Origin of the sequence: Photobacterium minamisatsumaniensis, from assembly GCF_050336695.1 — a bacterium.
GTDB classification, from domain to species: domain Bacteria; phylum Pseudomonadota; class Gammaproteobacteria; order Enterobacterales; family Vibrionaceae; genus Photobacterium; species Photobacterium minamisatsumaniensis.
Window position 1 is genome coordinate 38534 of sequence record NZ_JAKJSI010000043.1, and the last position, 18512, is coordinate 57045.

The 18512-nt window shown below is 44.4% G+C and carries 16 protein-coding genes; 12 read left to right on the forward strand and 4 right to left on the reverse strand.

Features of this window, described 5'->3' with window-relative positions:
* The first annotated feature begins 485 nt into the window (after window positions 1-485).
* From rsxA to nth, 7 genes are all read left to right on the forward strand, one after another.
* Window positions 486-1067 carry an electron transport complex subunit RsxA gene (rsxA, locus tag L4D78_RS21640; RefSeq protein ID WP_428468836.1) on the forward strand — a complete coding sequence of 194 codons (582 nt, stop codon included), beginning with the start codon at window positions 486-488 and terminating at the stop codon, window positions 1065-1067.
* Entirely contained in the window at window positions 1068-1649 is a 582-nt protein-coding gene (gene rsxB / locus L4D78_RS21645) for an electron transport complex subunit RsxB (protein WP_428468837.1), read from the forward strand.
* Between the two features lies 1 nt (window position 1650).
* Window positions 1651-4587: an electron transport complex subunit RsxC gene (gene rsxC, locus L4D78_RS21650; protein ID WP_428468838.1), complete on the forward strand. Its 2937-nt coding sequence runs from the start codon at window positions 1651-1653 to the stop codon at window positions 4585-4587.
* A gap of 2 nt (window positions 4588-4589) precedes the next feature.
* Window positions 4590-5639 carry an electron transport complex subunit RsxD gene (rsxD, locus tag L4D78_RS21655; RefSeq protein WP_428468839.1) on the forward strand — a complete coding sequence of 350 codons (1050 nt, stop codon included), beginning with the start codon at window positions 4590-4592 and terminating at the stop codon, window positions 5637-5639.
* Between the two features lie 8 nt (window positions 5640-5647).
* The gene (gene rsxG / locus L4D78_RS21660; protein WP_428468840.1) at window positions 5648-6283 is read left to right on the forward strand and encodes an electron transport complex subunit RsxG; all 636 of its coding nucleotides are present in this window, start codon (window positions 5648-5650) and stop codon (window positions 6281-6283) included.
* Window position 6284: 1 nt separating this feature from the next.
* A complete protein-coding gene (locus tag L4D78_RS21665) occupies window positions 6285-6977 on the forward strand; it encodes an electron transport complex subunit E (protein ID WP_428468841.1) in 693 nt (230 codons plus the stop codon).
* A gap of 142 nt (window positions 6978-7119) precedes the next feature.
* Window positions 7120-7761 carry an endonuclease III gene (gene nth, locus L4D78_RS21670; RefSeq protein WP_428468842.1) on the forward strand — a complete coding sequence of 214 codons (642 nt, stop codon included), beginning with the start codon at window positions 7120-7122 and terminating at the stop codon, window positions 7759-7761.
* 65 nt (window positions 7762-7826) lie between these two features.
* On the opposite strand, the gene L4D78_RS21675 is transcribed toward nth, so the two are convergent.
* From L4D78_RS21675 to motY, 3 genes are all read right to left on the reverse strand, one after another.
* Window positions 7827-8165 carry a hypothetical protein gene (locus tag L4D78_RS21675; RefSeq protein ID WP_428468843.1) on the reverse strand — a complete coding sequence of 113 codons (339 nt, stop codon included), beginning with the start codon at window positions 8163-8165 and terminating at the stop codon, window positions 7827-7829.
* Between the two features lie 151 nt (window positions 8166-8316).
* Window positions 8317-8625, reverse strand: a complete 309-nt coding sequence (locus L4D78_RS21680) for a hypothetical protein (protein WP_428468844.1) — start codon at window positions 8623-8625, stop codon at window positions 8317-8319.
* A gap of 85 nt (window positions 8626-8710) precedes the next feature.
* Window positions 8711-9598: a flagellar protein MotY gene (gene motY, locus L4D78_RS21685; protein ID WP_428468845.1), complete on the reverse strand. Its 888-nt coding sequence runs from the start codon at window positions 9596-9598 to the stop codon at window positions 8711-8713.
* A gap of 201 nt (window positions 9599-9799) precedes the next feature.
* Here motY and rnt point away from each other — a divergent pair, with 201 nt between their 5' ends.
* From rnt to L4D78_RS21700, 3 genes are all read left to right on the forward strand, one after another.
* Complete coding sequence (gene rnt, locus L4D78_RS21690; RefSeq protein WP_428468846.1) at window positions 9800-10468, forward strand: ribonuclease T; 669 nt, start codon at window positions 9800-9802, stop codon at window positions 10466-10468.
* A gap of 400 nt (window positions 10469-10868) precedes the next feature.
* On the forward strand, window positions 10869-12128 hold the full coding sequence (locus L4D78_RS21695) for an outer membrane protein transport protein (RefSeq protein ID WP_428468847.1): 1260 nt from the start codon (window positions 10869-10871) through the stop codon (window positions 12126-12128).
* 31 nt (window positions 12129-12159) lie between these two features.
* Complete coding sequence (locus L4D78_RS21700; RefSeq protein WP_428468848.1) at window positions 12160-14604, forward strand: VolA/Pla-1 family phospholipase; 2445 nt, start codon at window positions 12160-12162, stop codon at window positions 14602-14604.
* A 94-nt stretch (window positions 14605-14698) separates the two neighbouring features.
* Here the strand turns inward: L4D78_RS21700 and L4D78_RS21705 are convergent, their stop codons facing one another.
* Complete coding sequence (locus tag L4D78_RS21705) at window positions 14699-15304, reverse strand: peroxiredoxin C (RefSeq protein WP_428468849.1); 606 nt, start codon at window positions 15302-15304, stop codon at window positions 14699-14701.
* A gap of 341 nt (window positions 15305-15645) precedes the next feature.
* Here L4D78_RS21705 and L4D78_RS21710 point away from each other — a divergent pair, with 341 nt between their 5' ends.
* Together L4D78_RS21710 and L4D78_RS21715 are read left to right on the forward strand one after the other, a co-directional pair.
* Complete coding sequence (locus L4D78_RS21710) at window positions 15646-16968, forward strand: Na+/H+ antiporter family protein (protein WP_428468850.1); 1323 nt, start codon at window positions 15646-15648, stop codon at window positions 16966-16968.
* A gap of 171 nt (window positions 16969-17139) precedes the next feature.
* A complete protein-coding gene (locus L4D78_RS21715) occupies window positions 17140-18474 on the forward strand; it encodes a response regulator (RefSeq protein ID WP_428468851.1) in 1335 nt (444 codons plus the stop codon).
* The last annotated feature ends 38 nt before the right edge of the window (window positions 18475-18512 follow it).

Below are 18512 nucleotides of genomic sequence, written 5' to 3' on the forward strand. Positions count from 1 at the left end.
TTATAAAAATAAAGTAATTACTTCAATACACGCCCCCACGCTTAAACAACACCCTATGATGCCCCCAATAACAGCTATTTAACGCCCTTTGGAAATTGTCTATTTTTTACCCAAAATGCCACCCGCGTAGGCTTACTGAGTAGTTTCCAAGTATCCATCAACATACTTATCCACAGTTTCCGTGGATAAGTGTGTTAAAGCCTTGTCTTTGCTGGGCTGTAGGAATGCAAGACCCTTTTAAGCTTTTTCCTACAAAAAACGGGTCACAATAAGTTGGCATGGCGCGTGAAAAAATATTTGACAGATGTTTACTTAATGCTGGAAATACGTACACGCCTGTTAATACAACATAGCATTCTCATTACGATGGGCTAATTAACCATCAAAAAGTGCATCTAACTGAAAAACCCTGCTCCTGAGGAGTTGTTATAGATACAACAAAGACTGATAATATAAGGATCTTTAGCAAATAGTATTATGGCGGTATGACTGAATACCTACTCCTTCTTGTCGGTACAGTGTTGGTTAACAACTTTGTATTGGTAAAATTCTTGGGCCTGTGTCCTTTCATGGGTGTTTCCAAAAAACTGGAAACAGCGATAGGCATGGGGTTAGCGACAACGTTTGTACTCACACTGGCATCAGTGTGTGCGTACTTGGTTGAGACCTATATTCTTATCCCTTTGGATATTCAATACCTTCGGACCCTCAGCTTCATCTTAGTGATCGCTGTTGTCGTTCAATTTACAGAAATGGTGGTTCATAAAACCAGTCCAACGCTCTATCGCCTATTGGGGATATTCTTACCATTAATTACCTCCAATTGCGCAGTACTTGGGGTTGCTCTACTCAATATTAACGAACGACATAATTTTATCGAATCCGTGATTTATGGTTTCGGTGCTGCCGCAGGCTTTTCACTCGTCCTAATTCTCTTTGCATCAATGCGAGAGCGTATTGCTGCAGCTGACGTTCCTGCGCCTTTTAAAGGAGCATCTATTGCCATGATCACTGCAGGTTTAATGTCTCTTGCCTTCATGGGCTTTACTGGATTGGTGAAACTGTAAATGAGCGGATTACTGATTGCCGTCATCGCGATTGCCGTTCTCGCCGCAATCTTTGGCCTTGTTTTGGGTTTTGCATCTATACGTTTTAAGGTTGAGGCAGACCCAATTGTTGAACAAATTGATGCCATTTTGCCACAAACCCAATGCGGGCAATGCGGCTACCCCGGTTGCCGTCCCTATGCCGAAGCCATTGCCAATGGTGACAATATCAACAAATGTCCTCCCGGCGGCCAACAAACAATAGAAAAACTTGCTGACCTCATGGGCGTTGATGTCCAAGAGTCTGCACATGATGCTGAAAAAAGTATTAAAAAAGTGGCGTTCATTCATGAAGATATGTGTATTGGCTGTACAAAGTGTATTCAGGCTTGCCCTGTTGACGCGATTGTTGGTGGCACAAAAGCCCTTCACACCGTCATTAAAGATGAATGTACCGGCTGCGATTTATGCGTTGCGCCGTGTCCAACTGATTGTATTGAAATGGTGCCAATAGAAACGACACCTGAAAGCTGGAAATGGGACCTCAACCAGATCCCTGTCGTTAATCTACCAGCCGAAAGTAAACAGAGCACGGTGAAGTAACATGCTGTCAATTATCGAACAAATAAAACAAGGCCAGCTTTGGGACTTTCCGGGCGGAATACACCCATCTGAAAACAAAAAAATATCAAGCAAAGCCGCGATTGAACAAGCTGGTATTCCTCAAGAACTCATACTGCCGCTGAAGCAACACATTGGTACTAAAGGTGACATTCTTGTTGCCGTCGGCGATAGCGTGCTCAAAGGGCAACCGCTGACAAAAAGTGATATGAGCATGTGCGTTCCGATTCACGCACCAACATCCGGTATCATCAGTGCAATAGAACAGCGTACAACCGCACACCCGTCAGGCTTAACCGATTTAAGTATCGTGATCCAAAGTGATGGTAAAGATGCGTGGTACGCGAAAACTAAGACACCTAACTATCAAACACAAGAACCCGGTGACCTCATTGATGCTATTCGTTTCAGTGGTATTGCCGGATTAGGTGGCGCAGGCTTTCCTACAGGGCGAAAACTGCAAGGTAGCCTTGGACTTGCAGATATTTTAATCATCAATGCTGCCGAGTGTGAACCTTATATCACCGCCGATGACCGCTTAATGCAAGATTATGCTGAAGAGGTCATCGAAGGTATTCGTATCTTACGTCATATTGTGAAGCCTAAGCTTACACTGATAGGTATCGAAGATAATAAGCCTGAAGCAGTTAAAGCCTTAGAAATGTGCGTTAATGCCGATGATAATATTATTATTCGAGTTATCCCGACCAAGTACCCTTCAGGTAGCTCCAAACAACTTGTAAAGGTTCTAACTGGCCGCGAAGTTCCAACACAGTCTCGCTCTTCTGCTGTTGGTGTCGTGGTACAAAATGTCGGTACAGCATTTGCCGTTAAACGCGCAATTATTGATGGGGAACCATTAATTGAACGTGTTGTTACACTGACAGGTGAAGCCTTCAAACAGCGCGGTAATGTTTTTGCACGCTTAGGTACGCCGATTAGCTACTTACTCGACCACTATGGCTATAAGCCGGATCGAAAGTACCCGCGAGTTATTGTGGGCGGCTCACTAATGGGGTTTACCCTTCCCCATGCCAATGTACCAATCACTAAAATTACTAACTGTATTCTTGCACCAAAGCGTCGAGAGTTACCTCTTCATACGCATGAAATGGCCTGTATTCGCTGTAGTGCCTGTGCTGACGCATGCCCGACATCACTATTGCCTCAGCAGCTGCAATGGTATGCAAAAGACCAAGACTACGACAAATGCGAAGAATATAACCTCTTTGACTGCATAGAGTGTGGCGCTTGTGCCTATGTGTGTCCGAGTGAGATCCCACTTGTCAGTTACTATCGTCAGGCTAAAGCTGAAATATATGCTCGCCGTCAAGATGAAGAAAACGCCGAGCGTGCAAAACAACGTTTTGAAGCGAAGCAAGCACGTTTTGAGCGTGATAAAGCCGCACGAGAAAATCGCTTCAAAAAAGCAGCTGATGATCGCCGAAAAGAGATGTCATCGTCCGGAGGTGATGATGCTGTCGCCGCCGCGATTGCTCGTGTAAAAGCCAAACAAGCGCAAGCTACAAATGCCGATACAGATGATAAAAAACCTGCCGTTGCAGCCGCGATTGCTCGCGCTAAAGCAAAACAGGCAGAAGCAGCAGCAAAAGCAAGCAACACTGAAGACACACTTCCTGATAACAGTGAAATGGCAAAATTACGTGAAGAACGTAAGCGTCAAGCTCGTGAGCGGAAAGCGGCTAAGCCAGCAGAGCTCAGTGATGATCAAGTAGCAGCACCTTCTGATAATAAAAAGGACGCTGTGGCTGCAGCTATTGCTCGCGCTAAAGCACGAAAAGCAGCGCAGCAAGCAGAAGCGCCTGCAGAAAAGGAAACGGAAACAGATAACGCGCCTGAAGTGGACGATCCGAAAAAAGCGGCTGTAGCTGCTGCCGTTGCTCGTGCAAAAGCCCGTAAAGCAGCGCAGCAAGCAGAAGCGCCTGCAGAAAAGGAAACGGAAACAGATAACGCGCCTGAAGTGGACGATCCGAAAAAAGCGGCTGTAGCTGCTGCCGTTGCTCGTGCAAAAGCCCGTAAAGCAGCGCAGCAAGCCGAAGCGCCTGCAGAAAAGGAAACGGAAACAGATAACGCGCCTGAAGTGGACGATCCGAAAAAAGCGGCTGTAGCTGCTGCCGTTGCTCGTGCTAAAGCGCGTAAAGCGCGTAAAGCGCGTAAAGCAGCGCAGCAAGCCGAAGTTGCTGCAGGAACAGAAACGGATAACGCGCCAGCAGCGGATGATCCGAAAAAAGCGGCTGTAGCGGCTGCCGTTGCTCGCGCCAAAGCCCGTAAAGCTGCGCAGCAAGCAGAAGCGCCTGCAGAAAAGGAAACGGAAACAGATAACGCGCCTGAAGTGGACGATCCGAAAAAAGCGGCTGTAGCTGCTGCCGTTGCTCGTGCAAAAGCACGAAAAGCGGCGCAGCAAGCCGAAGTACCTGCAGAAAAGGAAACGGAAACAGATAACGCGCCTGAAGTGGACGATCCGAAAAAAGCGGCTGTAGCGGCTGCCGTTGCTCGTGCAAAAGCCCGTAAAGCAGCGCAGCAAGCCGAAGCGCCTGCAGGAACAGAAACGGATAACACGCCAGCTGTAGACGATCCGAAAAAAGCTGCTGTGGCGGCTGCCGTTGCTCGTGCTAAAGCGCGTAAAGCAGCGCAGCAAGCCGAAACGCCTGCAGGAACAGAAACGGAAACGGATAACGCGCCAGCAGCGGATGATCCGAAAAAAGCGGCTGTAGCGGCTGCCGTTGCTCGTGCAAAAGCACGAAAAGCAGCGCAGCAAGCCGAAGTTGCTGCAGGAACAGAAACGGATAACGCGCCAGAAACTGACGATCCGAAAAAAGCAGCTGTAGCGGCTGCCGTTGCTCGTGCAAAAGCACGAAAAGCAGCTCGCGATGCACAAGAAAAAAATGAGGAAAATTAATCGTGGCTTTTAATATTGCCAGTTCACCCCATGCACACAGCCGTCGAAGCACCAGTAGCTTAATGCGTACAGTGATTCTTTGTACTTCACTGGGTGTGGCGACTCAATGGTATTTCTTTGGCTGGGGTGTCTTAATCCAAGTTGCACTGGCTTCGATTGTCGCCGTTGTTACTGAGGCCGCAATCCTAAAGTTGCGTAGCCGCCCGCTTATCCCTTATTTACGGGATAACAGCGCGTTGTTAACAGGTGTATTACTAGGGATATCAATTCCACCTCTTGCACCATGGTGGATCACTGTCATTGGGGTCGTTTTTGCTATCCTCATTGCCAAGCATCTTTATGGTGGCTTGGGACAAAACCTGTTTAATCCAGCCATGGTTGCCTATGTAGTACTGCTGATTTCATTTCCACTCCAGATGACCACTTGGCTGCCACCTACATCACTCAGCGCGGAGCCTGTGACATTTATCGATAGCCTTAGCGCTATCATGACGGGCTTTACACAGGATGGGTTTAGCGTTCATCAACTTCGTATTGCTGTAGACGGTGTCACAACAGCTACCCCCTTAGATACCCTTAAAACATCACTAACAACCGGTCATACGACTGCTGAAATTATGTCAGGCCCTGTTTTTGGCAGCATCGCGGGTATTGGTTGGGAATGGGTTAATGTTGCCTTTTTAGTGGGCGGCTTAATTTTGCTAAAGATGCGAGTAATCCAATGGCATATTCCTGCGGGTATGCTTGGCATGTTGCTATTAGTTAGTACCTTAGGGTTTTTAATTAGCCCAGATAACTCCGCCTCACCGTTGTTCCACCTATTTTCTGGTGCCACAATGTTAGGTGCCTTTTTTATCGCTACCGATCCTGTCTCGGCATCAACAACGGTAAAAGGCCGACTTATCTTCGGTGCAATAATCGGTTTACTTGTTTTCCTTATTCGAGCCTTCGGCGGCTTCCCTGATGGCGTTGCATTCAGTGTCCTACTTGCCAATATGTGTGTCCCTCTTATTGATTACTACACACGCCCTAGAACCTACGGCCATCAATAGGAGCTGTTATGATTAACGCGATGAAAAAAAATGGGGGCGTATTAGCAATATTTGCTTTGCTCTCGACTACATTGGTCTCAGTCACTCACCTGCTAACAGCGGATAAAATTGAAGAGCAACAACAAAAAGAACTCCTAAAAGTACTGAATCAAGTTATCTCGCCAGATAGCCATGATAATGAGCTCTATAAAAGCTGTACGCTAATTACCAATGAGCAATACCTAGGCACGCCAGCCCCAATGCCTGCCTATATAGCCGAAAAAGACGGTAAGAAAACAGGTATCGCTATAGAGGCAATTGCACCTGACGGTTACAGCGGAGCGATTAAGTTGATCGTTGGCTTGAACATTGATGGCGTTGTAACGGGTGTACGGATCTTAAACCACAACGAAACACCAGGGCTCGGCGATAAAATCGATACGAGGATCAGTGATTGGATCTACGGCTTTAATGGTAAGAAACTTAATGGTGAAAAAGATCCTCATTGGGCCGTCCGTAAAGATGGTGGGGAGTTTGACCAGTTCACAGGCGCAACGATCACGCCACGTGCCGTCGTTGGTGCCGTGAAAAACGTATCCTTGTATTACCAACAGCACCAACAAACCTTATTCGAACAACCTCTGAATTGTCAGGGCGGATCATAGTATGAATAATGAATTAATGAAGAATGGCTTATGGAATAACAACCCAGCCATCGTACAGCTGCTAGGGCTTTGCCCACTACTTGCCGTATCAGCAACGGTTACTAATGCGCTGGGCCTTGGTTTAGCGACCACTGCGGTGCTGGTAGGTTCGAACCTGATTGTATCGCTGGTACGCCAGTGGATACCTTCCGAAGTCCGTATCCCAGTGTTCGTCATGATCATTGCAGCTTTGGTTACCTGCGTGCAGCTATTGATGAACGCTTTTACCTATGGGCTTTACCAATCGCTGGGTATTTTCATACCTCTGATCGTTACCAACTGTATTATCATCGGGCGTGCCGAAGCTTTTGCTTCCAAAAACGACCCAAAGCCAGCGGTAATAGACGGCCTTTGGATGGGGCTAGGTATGACGGCGGCTCTGGTTGTTTTAGGTGCAATGCGTGAAATACTCGGCAATGGGACCCTTTTTGATGGCGCAGATCGCCTATTAGGTGACTGGGCCTCGGTACTGCGTATTGAAGTGTTTAATTTTGATAGTAGCTTCTTACTTGCAATTCTACCTCCAGGTGCATTCATCGGTGTCGGTTTTATGATTGCCTTAAAGAACAGTATTGATAAACAACGCGAAAAAAGAGCCGAAAAGCAACAAGATAAACCTGTTATCGAACGAGTCCGCGTTACATCATCAAATTAAACATACATACTAAAGCAAACGCTTAATCACGCTGTGGGTACGGATAACCCACAGCAGAGCCGATGCAAAACATGCTCTTTACCGTCTGAAAACACAATAAACCCAACAGATAAGAGCAATGTCAGTTTAACTGGAAGCTACTATGAACAATGAAAAACGAGTCCAAATACTGGAACGACTGAGAGCAGAGAATCCACACCCTGAAACCGAACTCAATTGGAGCTCTCCATTTGAGCTTCTCATTGCTGTATTACTCTCAGCGCAAGCCACCGACGTCAGTGTCAACAAAGCCACGGATAAGCTTTACCCTGTCGCCAATACCCCACAAGCTATATTTGATTTAGGTGTAGAGGGCGTAAAAGAATACATTAAAACCATTGGCCTATTTAACTCTAAAGCTGAAAATGTCATTAAGACTTGCCGTATATTGTTAGATCAACATAACGGTGAAATACCTGAAGACAGAGATGCGCTGGAAGCACTGCCAGGAGTTGGGCGCAAAACGGCAAACGTCGTACTGAATACTGCATTTGGCTGGCCAACTATCGCGGTTGATACTCATATCTACCGAGTATCAAATCGCACCAAGCTTGCTATCGGTAAAAATGTTGACCAAGTAGAGCAGAAGCTTTTAAAAGTCGTCCCTAAAGAGTTCAAGGTGGATGTGCACCACTGGTTAATTCTGCATGGTCGCTACACCTGTGTTGCAAGAAAACCCCGCTGTGGTAGTTGTATTATTGAAGATCTTTGTGAGTACAAAGAAAAAGTCTACCCAGAAGAGTAACCGGTGCCAAACAAGCTTAAAAAGCCCGATGTACCGGGCTTTTTAGCATTAAACTCAGGCAATAACTATTCAACCTTACTAAAATACTCCGTTACGATAGCACGGTAATTATTGTCGTCACTGGTCGGGTCATTAAACTCGATAGAGTAATACGGCATAATACTTTCTTTTAGCTTTTCAGCTATTTGCATTTCTAAATTTTCAACGCTTACTGTACTTGAAAGCTCATACGTTTCAGCGCGGTTAAGATCCATCTCTTCAGCTTGCTCAACAGTAATCTGCTCAGCCTCAACTTCTGCCGCCAACTCCGAGTCGACTTTCGTCACATCACTATTAAGTACAACATCATCACTCGCGAACACACTACCGACACCAAACATGAATAGCCAAACTAAATTTTTCATTACCACTACCTTCTTAGTTTTTATTGTTCACACTAAATTTAGTCACTTTTTAGGTTACTTCAGCTTCAGAAATAAGAAATATAGGCGGGTTGCTCTAAAGATAAAGGTGACATCGCCACCTTTTAATTTCCAGCACGTTAATAATACGAGGCTATTCGACCCGATTATAGTAGCCAGTAACGATAGCCTGGTAGTTACTGTTATAACTACGAGGTACGACATACGCGACAGAATAGTACTCGATATTCTTAGATTTCAATTTGTTATATACCTGCTGGTCAAGTCGGGCCTTACTTGTAACAGTATAAACAGTAAACGACTCGGCTCTATTTAATCCGAGTGATTCAGCTTTATCTTTCGATACCTCAAAAGGTACACCATCAACTTTAGCGACCTGATTACAGTCTTGTGCGAATAGAGGTGAGACAGCAAACAATGTCATGAATAACAACGATTTCATATTCAACGGCCAATTTTGATTACACCCTATAAAGTTAGACAAACAATCAAAATTAGCGAATTTTATACCGAGAAAGTATGGAAATCTAAATAATCGTACGACCTAAAGAGATCACGACACGACGGTTCTTACTTCGGCCAAGCGGTGAGGCGTTATCTGCAATGGGACGACGCTCCCCAAATGCTTCAACCTGAATACGATTCTTCGGTAAACCCATCTGCATGAAGTACTCTTCCAACTTAACCGCTCGGCGTTCTGATAAGGCTTGGTTGGTATTCTTACCGCCACGAGAATCGGTATAGGTTGCGACGAGGATCAAATCAACGTCATCACTATAGCGAACAAAATCTGATATTTGTGCCAAGCGCTGCTGCGACGCCTTATTCAGCTCGTCACTATCTTGGTCATAATGCAGTACAGTAAAAGCAATATCATCAAAACTGTAGGGTAATAAATTATCTAAACACTGGCTAAATTGATTGTATGAAGACTGAAAGGCTACAGCAGAAAGCCCGACGTCTACTCTCTTGTTTCTTTGTTGCCAGTCTTGATAACTAAAGGTGGGGTAACGACCAATTTCCAGCTCTGATAGTATCGCCCAGGCAGTCTGCCCACCGACATAACCGTCAAACTGCTTAAAGAACGTTAACTTTGTGATAGGTTCTGCCGCCTCTCCGGGCATCCACCGCGGGGGCATCGAAACCAAGCTAACATTACGCGTTTCGCCCATAGGCCGGCGCATTTTCAATTCAAAGTCTAAGTTGATTTTTTTGCTGGCTTTAGAGGTAAATTGTGCCTCACCATAGTTTGGAATGGCGTGAAGCATTCTACATTCAAGCGGTGTATCAACAGCAACCTTCCAACTTGATTGGTCAGGGCTTGCAACATATTTCTGGCCAGCCGCGACAGCACCACTTAATACAAGACTAAGTGTCGCGGCAGCATAGCAAAGAGTGATTGTTGTTTTGCCCATAGTGATTACTCGTTCATTAAAACCTCTCTATTGTATCGGATAAAATAGAAAAATCTTTAATCAACTTAGCTGTAGACACAAAATTTCGAATAGAACAGCTAACATCGATTCACCACAATGAAATGGTCATGCGACCTAAAGGTTTAGCTCCGGTTACGAATCTGACATAATGACTGATTATTTATTTTCTGCCGCAGTGTTATGAGCCAAGATAACGAACTAAACACACTAAAAAGTCGCTTTCGCGGCTACTTTCCAGTTGTCATCGATGTAGAAACCGCTGGATTTAATGCTAAAACAGATGCATTGCTTGAAATTTGTGCCGTTACCCTTCAAATGGATGAAGACGGTTGGTTAAAGCCAGCCACTACGCATCATTTCCATGTTACGCCTTTCGAAGGTGCCGTGATCCACAAAGAAGCATTAGAATTTAACGGCATACGAGACCCATTCAGTGTATTACGTGGGGCTGTGTCTGAAGAAGTGGCTTTAAAAGATATTTATAAGCAAATTCGTAAAGAACAAAAAGCGGCGGGTTGTTCGCGTGCAATCATGGTCGCGCACAACGCTAATTTTGATCACAGCTTCGTTATGGCAGCCTCTGAGCGCGCAAAACTTAAACGTAACCCATTCCACCCTTTTGCGACCTTTGATACCGCCGCATTAAGCGGTCTTGCTTTTGGCCAGACTGTATTAGCAAAAGCGTGTGCAACAGCTGGCATTGATTTTGATAACAAAGAAGCACACTCAGCACTGTACGATACAGAAAGAACAGCTGAACTTTTTTGTGAGATTGTTAACAAATGGAAGAAATTAGGTGGCTGGCCTTTGTTCGAAAATCAAACAGAAGATGAAGTAAGCGACGCTTAATTTAAACAACAGCCACTGCAGCACCTCCCTTTAAAGCCCACTCTCTGGGCTTTTTTTATATATATTCAAACGCTCGTTTCATTTTAAACGTTTATTTCAAACAGCATGTAATCGAACGGCGAATAATTAGACAATATATTCAAAAACAATTGGTTACACTAGGTTAACAATTCTAAAGTTGATCTTTATAATAGTGCCAACTGTTTCATAATGTTTCGTAATGCTTCCAGTGATAACGAGTAGAAACAAATATCTCATTAGCCTGCTCTAATAGGCTTGCCCTTCTACTATGCCGTCCCGGAATACTCTCACCGAAGCAATGAGCCAGTGATTTAGTTTGCTTTTCCTTTCATGGATAGAAGAGCAAGAAGCAGCGTCTAAATATAAGGCAACTATAATAATGTCTAAAAGAATCACATATACAGCAATGGCCATAACCGCAGCGCTAGTTAGCATTAATGCTAATGCGGCAGGCTTCCAAGTAAATGAACACTCCGCATCAGGCCTTGGCCGTGCATTCTCTGGTGAAGTGGCAGTAGCAGATAATGCATCAGTGCTTGCACGTAACCCTGCAGCGATGGCCATGTTTGACCGCATGGAGTTCTCGGGTAGCTTATCCCTTATTGACCCTTCTATTGATGTTTCCACCGTTGGTAGCAGCCCGAGCCAAACATACAATGATGTAGCACCTTTCGCTGCAGTACCTGCTGGCTATTTCATCCAACCAATAAACGACAAACTTGCGTGGGGAATTGGAATATTTTCAAATTACGGTTTCGCAACCGACTACCCAGCAGATGCAAACTTTGGAGCTTTAGCTGGTATGACAGATCTGATCACCATGAATATTAACCCCAATATTTCATGGCGAATTAATGATCACTTCAGCGTGGGCGCTGGTGTATCTCTTGTTTATGCCGATGCAGAGCTAAATCGAAACTTCGGCAGCCTCGCGCCAATATACGGGACTGAACCAAGCCAAACACTGATGAACCTTCAAGGTGATACATGGGAGTGGGGCTGGAATATTGGTGCATTATGGGAGCTCGACGAAAATAACCGCTTTGGTTTTAGCTATCGCTCACAGGTCGATTTAGATTTTGATGGCAAATACACTGACTATCAAGGAAGTGGTGTAGCAGGTTCTTCTCCAACAAATCCAGCCACTGTTGACGGCAATTTAAAAGTACCTCTCCCTGCAATTGCTGAATTTGGTGGTTTTCACCAGTTAACTAAGCAATGGGCTGTCCATTATGGTGTTCAATGGACACAGTGGAGTAAATTTACCGAACTTAAAGCGACGAGTGATGACTGCATTGATAATACCTGCCTTCTTAAAGAAGAAGAGTATAACGATAGTTTCCGATATTCATTAGGTGCAACATACACGTTAAACCCTGAATGGGTGATCCGAGCAGGATTTGCGTTTGACGAACAAGCAGGAAAAGCAACCCTAAGTATCCCTGACACAGACCGCTACTGGTACTCAGCAGGCTTTACATATCTTTATAGTAATGACTTAACATTTGATTTAGGTGTTACCTACCTATATGGCAAAAGTAACACGTTCAAGGAAGAGTATGTTGATGGCCGAGAATATGAATTTAGTGGCAAAAACTATGCGTGGCTAGGTGCTGCACAAGTTAACTACAAATTCTAATTTTAGCTAAAAGATTTTAAGGATAAACTTAATGAATAAAAAATTACTTGCTCTTCTAGTAGCATCAACCCTTGGTTTAACAGCATGTGGAGATGAAGCCACAACAACAGGTGACCCTACATTAGATCCTGGTATTGGTGAAAGCCTAAAAGCAGAAACAAAAATAAAGTTCGATCTTACAACTGATCCATCTAACCCAATTATCGTTACGCCTACCTACCTCGCAATGGATAGCTTTGACGGTACAATAAAAACAGACGGTGACGTAGGTGCAGAAGGATATTCAACTGATATTTCTGACCCTGAAATAGCCCTCGGAAAAACGGATGGTTGGAGTACAAACCAGCCAATAATGATCGAGTTTACTGGTAACAATCTTGATGCTAGCACAGCTGAAGATGGTTTCTACCTTCTAGAAACAGCAGACCCAAGCTCACCTGAATATGCCAATACTCCCCCAATACCATTAACAGCCGCCAATGGTGATTTCATTGTTAGTGCATCAGGTAAAACACTAACAATCATCTTCCTAAAACCTTTAAAACCTGCAAGCCAATACCAGTTTGCGGTTACATCTGATCTTAAAGATGAAAAAGGTAACTCTGTAGGAATGAGTAGTAGTTACGCAGTATTAAAATCAACGACTCCAACGCCAGACATAGCACTAGAACCAGCACAGAAAGTTGCCCACTTGAGTGAAGCGACTTTTGCTGCAACGGGGGTGGATAAAGATAAAATAATTTTCTCTAATTGGTTTACAACTGTATCTGCCGGTGATGCTATGTATGCTGCTAAAGCGGCTTCTGCACTTGCTTTACAACAGGGTGCTGAAAACGTCTGGACAGGAACGGCAATCGGTGAAGACGTAACGCCAGATGAATTAGATAGTGTGTTCGAGATGTCTTTCGAACAAGCATCATTAACCAACACTCCAGACGGTAACCTTGTCTTCACAGGGACTGTCAACTTACCGTATTACTTAGAAACAGACCCAACGAAATTTGCTTCTACTCCGTGGCAAAGTGGTATGCCGAGCTTAGCTGCAATTTCTTATGTACTTGAAAACGGCTCTGAGACTGACAAGTCAATTGTAATGTCCAAGCTAACGGAATTAGGTATTACTTTAGATGATCTTGCAAACATCGCAACAGACCCTGCGACTCAACTTCGCGTATTGCCATTACTGACAGGTCAAGAGATCATATTATCTGACGGTAGCCAACTTGACGCAGAGCGACTTATCACCCGCTATAGCCCTGTACCAAAATTGAAGTCAATACAGGAAGTGGAATACACTGTTATTTTCCCATCTGATACAGATTGTCAGAATATAGCGGCTAACCAAGTTACTATTTTCCAACACGGGATCACGTCTTACAAAGACACTCTTAAAGCAAGTGACCTCCCTGATAAAATAATTGGTGATTCATGTAATGCAATTTTTGCAATTGACTTACCGCTTCATGGTACTCGTGGCATCTCGCTTCCAGATGGAAGCACGGTTAATGCCTCAGACGATCCAAGTGTTTACCTGAACCTGCAATATCTACCCGTTGGTAGAGATAATGTTCGTCAAAGCATTACAGACCAAATAAACCTACGTGTCGCTATTGGCCGTCTTTTTGCGGGGATTTCAGCAGGAAACGGCAGTAATATGGGCCCACTTGGTTGGCTAGACCCTACAAAAGGTGTCAATTTTGTCGGTCACTCGCTAGGGGCAATTACAGGTATTGATTTGGCCTATGTTGCCAATCGTACTGTCAATGAAGAAACAGACCCGCTGCTCTTTAATATCAATAAGTTTGCGCTCGCAAACCCAGGAGCAGGTATTCCCTATTTACTTCTTGAGTCAGGCTCATTTGGTAACTTTGTCAAAGGTACTTTACTTTCGGCAAGCAGTGATGAATTTGCGGCAGTATGTAATAACCCAGGTTTGTTACCAATGACAACTTGTTATGGGCGATACGAACGATCGTTAGTGAATAGTGGTAGTAATGAGTCGCTCAGCCAACTCGAATCTATTTATAGCTTATACAGCGAATTTGCATATGCTTCTCAAACTATCTTGGATACAGTCGACCCACTCAATCACGCGCCACTTATTAGTGAACAAACTCCTGTTTATATGTCGATGACAATTGATGACAGCACTATCCCCAACCATCTGATACCAAAAGCAACGGTTGAGGGGACTGATATCATGAAACCCTATTCAGCATTTGCAGGTACTGCAAACCTTGTATCAGAAGCACAGCTGGGACTAACTCCTACTACAAGTAGTGTTACTGGAGATAAACCACTGAAAACGGCTGCCTTCTTTACAGCGGGAAGTCACACTAGTTTCATGCAAGAAACGACAGCTCCCTCAGGCAAACCAGCAACCGCTGAAATGCAAGGGCATGCAGCTAGCCTGCTTAATGGTGATGGCACTACACTTACTGTAAACAACAGTGGAATTCTGACCACTACACCATAACTTCGTAATACTCACCAAAAAGGCTAGCCTCGCGGCTAGCCTTTGTTTTATCCCACCGTATTCATTGATGATATAACCAATGTTTTCGACTCAATTACAGGTCGTCAGTATGCTCAGACAGGTACGCAGCAACACCTTGCGGTGATGCGTCCATGCCTTCCTTACCTTTTTCCCACTGTGCCGGACACACTTCGCCGTGCTCTTCATGGAACTGAAGTGCATCGACCATACGAAGCATTTCGTCAATGTTACGGCCTAGCGGTAAGTCGTTCACGACTTGGTGACGAACCATGCCTTCTTTATCAATCAGGAACGAACCACGGAAAGCCACACCCGCTTCTGGGTGCTCTACATCGTATGCCTGACAAATTTCATGCTTAGTATCAGCAATCAGTGGATATTGCACTTGGCCAATACCACCATCTTCAACCGCGGTATTACGCCATGCGTTATGAGAGAACTGTGAGTCAATTGACACGCCAATCACTTCAACACCTTTTGCCTGAAAATCAGCAAAACGCTTATCAAAAGCAATCAACTCCGATGGGCAAACAAACGTAAAGTCTAATGGGTAGAAGAAAATAACCGCAGGCTTTCCTGCAATTTGCTCTTTCAAGTTAAACTGATCAACAATCTCACCATTGCCTAAAACAGCCGCGGCAGTAAAGTCCGGCGCTGGACGACCTACTAGTACACTCATTACAAACTCCATTTTATCAGTGAGGCATCATAAAAATGCCGTTCATATAAACCATGAATAATAATAAATCATTGTTATTACTATGGGTTAAACTTAATTCTTCAGTCTATGCAGTATAAACAGCACTTTATGACAAGGCTTAGATCTAAAGCACAGATAAAGAAAATTCCCCATTAGCATCAAATTTTCCTCGACATGTTGAAAAATTTCAGCAAACTGAATGTTTTTGAGCAAAAAAGCCCAATTAATTAATAAATACGGTAATTAGATGCTTTTTTATGCATCAAATGACGTAATACAAGTATTTTAAAAACATAACACAACGGATGGATCTCAGTTTTATGAACCCAATAGTAATATCGGTAAGCGTCATGCTGGTACTCGCTTTAATGCGGGTCAATGTTGTTGTAGCGCTTACCTTCAGTGCCATTCTAGGTGGCCTGATGGGCGGAATGTCATTAGCAGAAACAGTCTCTGCTTTTGAAGGTGGCCTTGGTGGCGGTGCAACAACTGCGCTTAGCTATGCAATGCTAGGTACGTTTGCTGTTGCGATTTCTCGCTCTGGCATCACCGACGTACTGGCACAAAAGGTGATTAAGAAAATAACTGGTCACAATAATGCTGCGGCCGCAACTGGCGTAAAATATTCCGTTCTGTCCATTTTACTACTTCTAACCATTTCTTCTCAGAACGCAATCCCAGTTCACATTGCCTTTATCCCGATTGTGATCCCACCGCTATTGCATGTATTTGCCAAGCTGAAGCTGGATCGTCGCCTCGTTGCCTGTGTACTAACATTTGGCCTTGTCACCCCATACATGGTTCTGCCAGTTGGCTTCGGTGGCATATTCCTTAACAATATTCTTTTGAAGAACCTACATGATAACGGATTAGATGTAGTCGCTTCTCAAGTACCATTTGCCATGCTTCTTCCTGCGCTGGGTATGATCTTTGGCTTATTGATTGCCACATTCTTCAGCTACCGCAAACCGCGTGAGTATTCAGAAGAAAAGATCCTCGCAAATGAACCAGAGCATGCTGAGATTAATATGCAGCATGTAAAGATCGCCGTTGTCGCTATCGTGGCTGCTTTAGGTGCTCAACTTTATAGTGGCTCGATGATTGTCGGTGGTTTGATCGGCTTCATGGTGTTCACCTTCGGTGGTGTCATCAAGTGGAAAGAAACCCAAGACGTGTTCACCAAAGGTGTACACATGATGGCAATGATCGGCTTTATTATGATCGCCGCTGCGGGTTTCGCCGCAGTAATGAAAGCAACAGGTGGTGTTGAAACACTGGTTAGCTCACTGGCCAATGCCATTGGTGATAACAAACCGCTAGCGGCGCTGCTGATGCTTATCGTTGGCCTATTTGTTACCATGGGGATTGGTTCATCTTTCTCGACCATTCCAATTTTGGCTACGATTTACGTGCCACTGTGCCTGACTTTTGGTTTTTCACCATTGGCAACGGTTGCACTAGTAGGTACTGCTGCTGCATTGGGCGATGCGGGTTCACCAGCATCAGATTCAACTTTAGGTCCAACTGCGGGTTTGAATGCCGATGGTCAACACGAACACGTGTGGGAAACCGTTGTACCGACATTCTTGCACTACAACCTACCGCTAATTGCTTTTGGCTGGTTAGCCGCAATGGTGCTATAGCAGACGACAAGTTTCGCACAAACCCATGTAACAACATGAATACCAGCCCCATATTGGGGCTGGTATTTTTTTATCTCACATTCCTCAGCAACTTCTTATAAAACAACACTCACATGAAGATTCCCTGTTCTATAGTTATTTGATAAGAAATAGATTTTTCAGGGATGATTAATGGAAATTCTCACTCAGTCATCATATCTAATCATTGATGACAGTAATATTATTCAAAGCGCCACGCGTGCTCTGTTGATGAAAATGGGCGTGCCAATGAACAATATCGTCAGCACGGCCAATGCAAAAGGCGCGATTTCTGCCTGCACTCAACGTAAATTTGATATTTTACTTATCGACCACAATCTCGGAGCGGGCAGCACAGGGCTGCAGCTCTTAGAATACCTGCACTACAAACAATTACTTTCAAGCCGAGTATTGGTTTTCATCGTCACGGGCAACGATAGTCAGGATGTATTTTTTGGCTATTCTCAGCTTGAGCCCGACGGCTACCTGATTAAGCCCATCCGTTCTGGCGATATTATTAAGCGTGTCTCATCGGGCCTGCTGAGAAGAACATTCTGTGAAGAACTCCAAGAAGCGTTTAATAGTGGTGGGCTTCCTATGGTTAAACCACTCTTTGCAAAAGCACCAGATACGATGGCATTAAAAGGAGGCATACTCTTTGTCGCAAATCTTTTACGTACAAAAGAACAATTTGATGAGGCTCAAGCGATGCTCGCGGGCTTGCTGCAAATCCACGATTACCTACCCGCCAAGATCAAGCAAGTAGAAATACTGGCGGATCAACAGCAATACAAAAAAGCCATTGCACAGCTCGATCAACTTATCGATGAAAATACTTTTAATGTACGGTTACTTGGCATAAAAGCGACCATTAGTGTGATGGCAGAGCAATGGCAAGACATCGAGCCAACCATTCAACGCCACATCCAACTGCAAAGTAGCAACATTGAACAGACACTAAGCCTTGCTTGGTTTTATCTCTCAGAACACGACATCGCAAAAGCAGCACCATTGCTATCAAAAAGCGCATTGTTACTCCCCCACTCTATGTGGGACAACGCTGGTCGCCGTGGCCTTGCTGTATTTGCTGATTTACTCTCATGTAAACAATCAGATAAACCCAACGCACTGCAAAACTGGAAACTGGAACCTGCTTGGGCTCGGATCAGCAAAGATCCAAAAAGTAAAATTGCCTCAAAAGGAACACAGAAGGCTATTTCCGCTATAAAGCACCTTCTTTTAGATGAGAAACAGCAAGCACAAAAGACACTGGCAGAGATCCTCGATAAAGAAATATCTGATACTGAAACAGGCTATTTAATCTGTTGGGCGCAGCATAAACTCGGTGATCAAGACGGCATAAACCGTGTAACAAAAATAATGGGAAACCTCCAGTCGCCAACCAGTTTCACGCTTGAACGTTTGCAGGCGATAGCTCTTAGTAAGTTAACTCAACAACGTATTTCGTTACCTGAACCGAGTGCTTAATTCTCATAAAAAACGATATAGGTTCTTTCTTTACAAGG

Bases quoted from the DNA above. Each gene is read 5' to 3' on its own strand.
- L4D78_RS21675 (WP_428468843.1), bottom strand. From the start codon at position 8,165: ATGAAAAATTTAGTTTGGCTATTCATGTTTGGTGTCGGTAGTGTGTTC.
- L4D78_RS21695 (WP_428468847.1), top strand. From the start codon at position 10,869: ATGTCTAAAAGAATCACATATACAGCAATGGCCATAACCGCAGCGCTA.
- L4D78_RS21710 (WP_428468850.1), top strand. From the start codon at position 15,646: ATGAACCCAATAGTAATATCGGTAAGCGTCATGCTGGTACTCGCTTTA.
- rsxG (WP_428468840.1), top strand. From the start codon at position 5,648: ATGATTAACGCGATGAAAAAAAATGGGGGCGTATTAGCAATATTTGCT.
- L4D78_RS21715 (WP_428468851.1), top strand. From the start codon at position 17,140: ATGGAAATTCTCACTCAGTCATCATATCTAATCATTGATGACAGTAAT.
- L4D78_RS21705 (WP_428468849.1), bottom strand. From the start codon at position 15,304: ATGAGTGTACTAGTAGGTCGTCCAGCGCCGGACTTTACTGCCGCGGCT.
- rsxB (WP_428468837.1), top strand. From the start codon at position 1,068: ATGAGCGGATTACTGATTGCCGTCATCGCGATTGCCGTTCTCGCCGCA.
- motY (WP_428468845.1), bottom strand. From the start codon at position 9,598: ATGGGCAAAACAACAATCACTCTTTGCTATGCTGCCGCGACACTTAGT.
- nth (WP_428468842.1), top strand. From the start codon at position 7,120: ATGAACAATGAAAAACGAGTCCAAATACTGGAACGACTGAGAGCAGAG.
- L4D78_RS21680 (WP_428468844.1), bottom strand. From the start codon at position 8,625: ATGAAATCGTTGTTATTCATGACATTGTTTGCTGTCTCACCTCTATTC.
- rsxC (WP_428468838.1), top strand. From the start codon at position 1,651: ATGCTGTCAATTATCGAACAAATAAAACAAGGCCAGCTTTGGGACTTT.
- L4D78_RS21700 (WP_428468848.1), top strand. From the start codon at position 12,160: ATGAATAAAAAATTACTTGCTCTTCTAGTAGCATCAACCCTTGGTTTA.
- rsxA (WP_428468836.1), top strand. From the start codon at position 486: ATGACTGAATACCTACTCCTTCTTGTCGGTACAGTGTTGGTTAACAAC.
- rnt (WP_428468846.1), top strand. From the start codon at position 9,800: ATGAGCCAAGATAACGAACTAAACACACTAAAAAGTCGCTTTCGCGGC.
- L4D78_RS21665 (WP_428468841.1), top strand. From the start codon at position 6,285: ATGAATAATGAATTAATGAAGAATGGCTTATGGAATAACAACCCAGCC.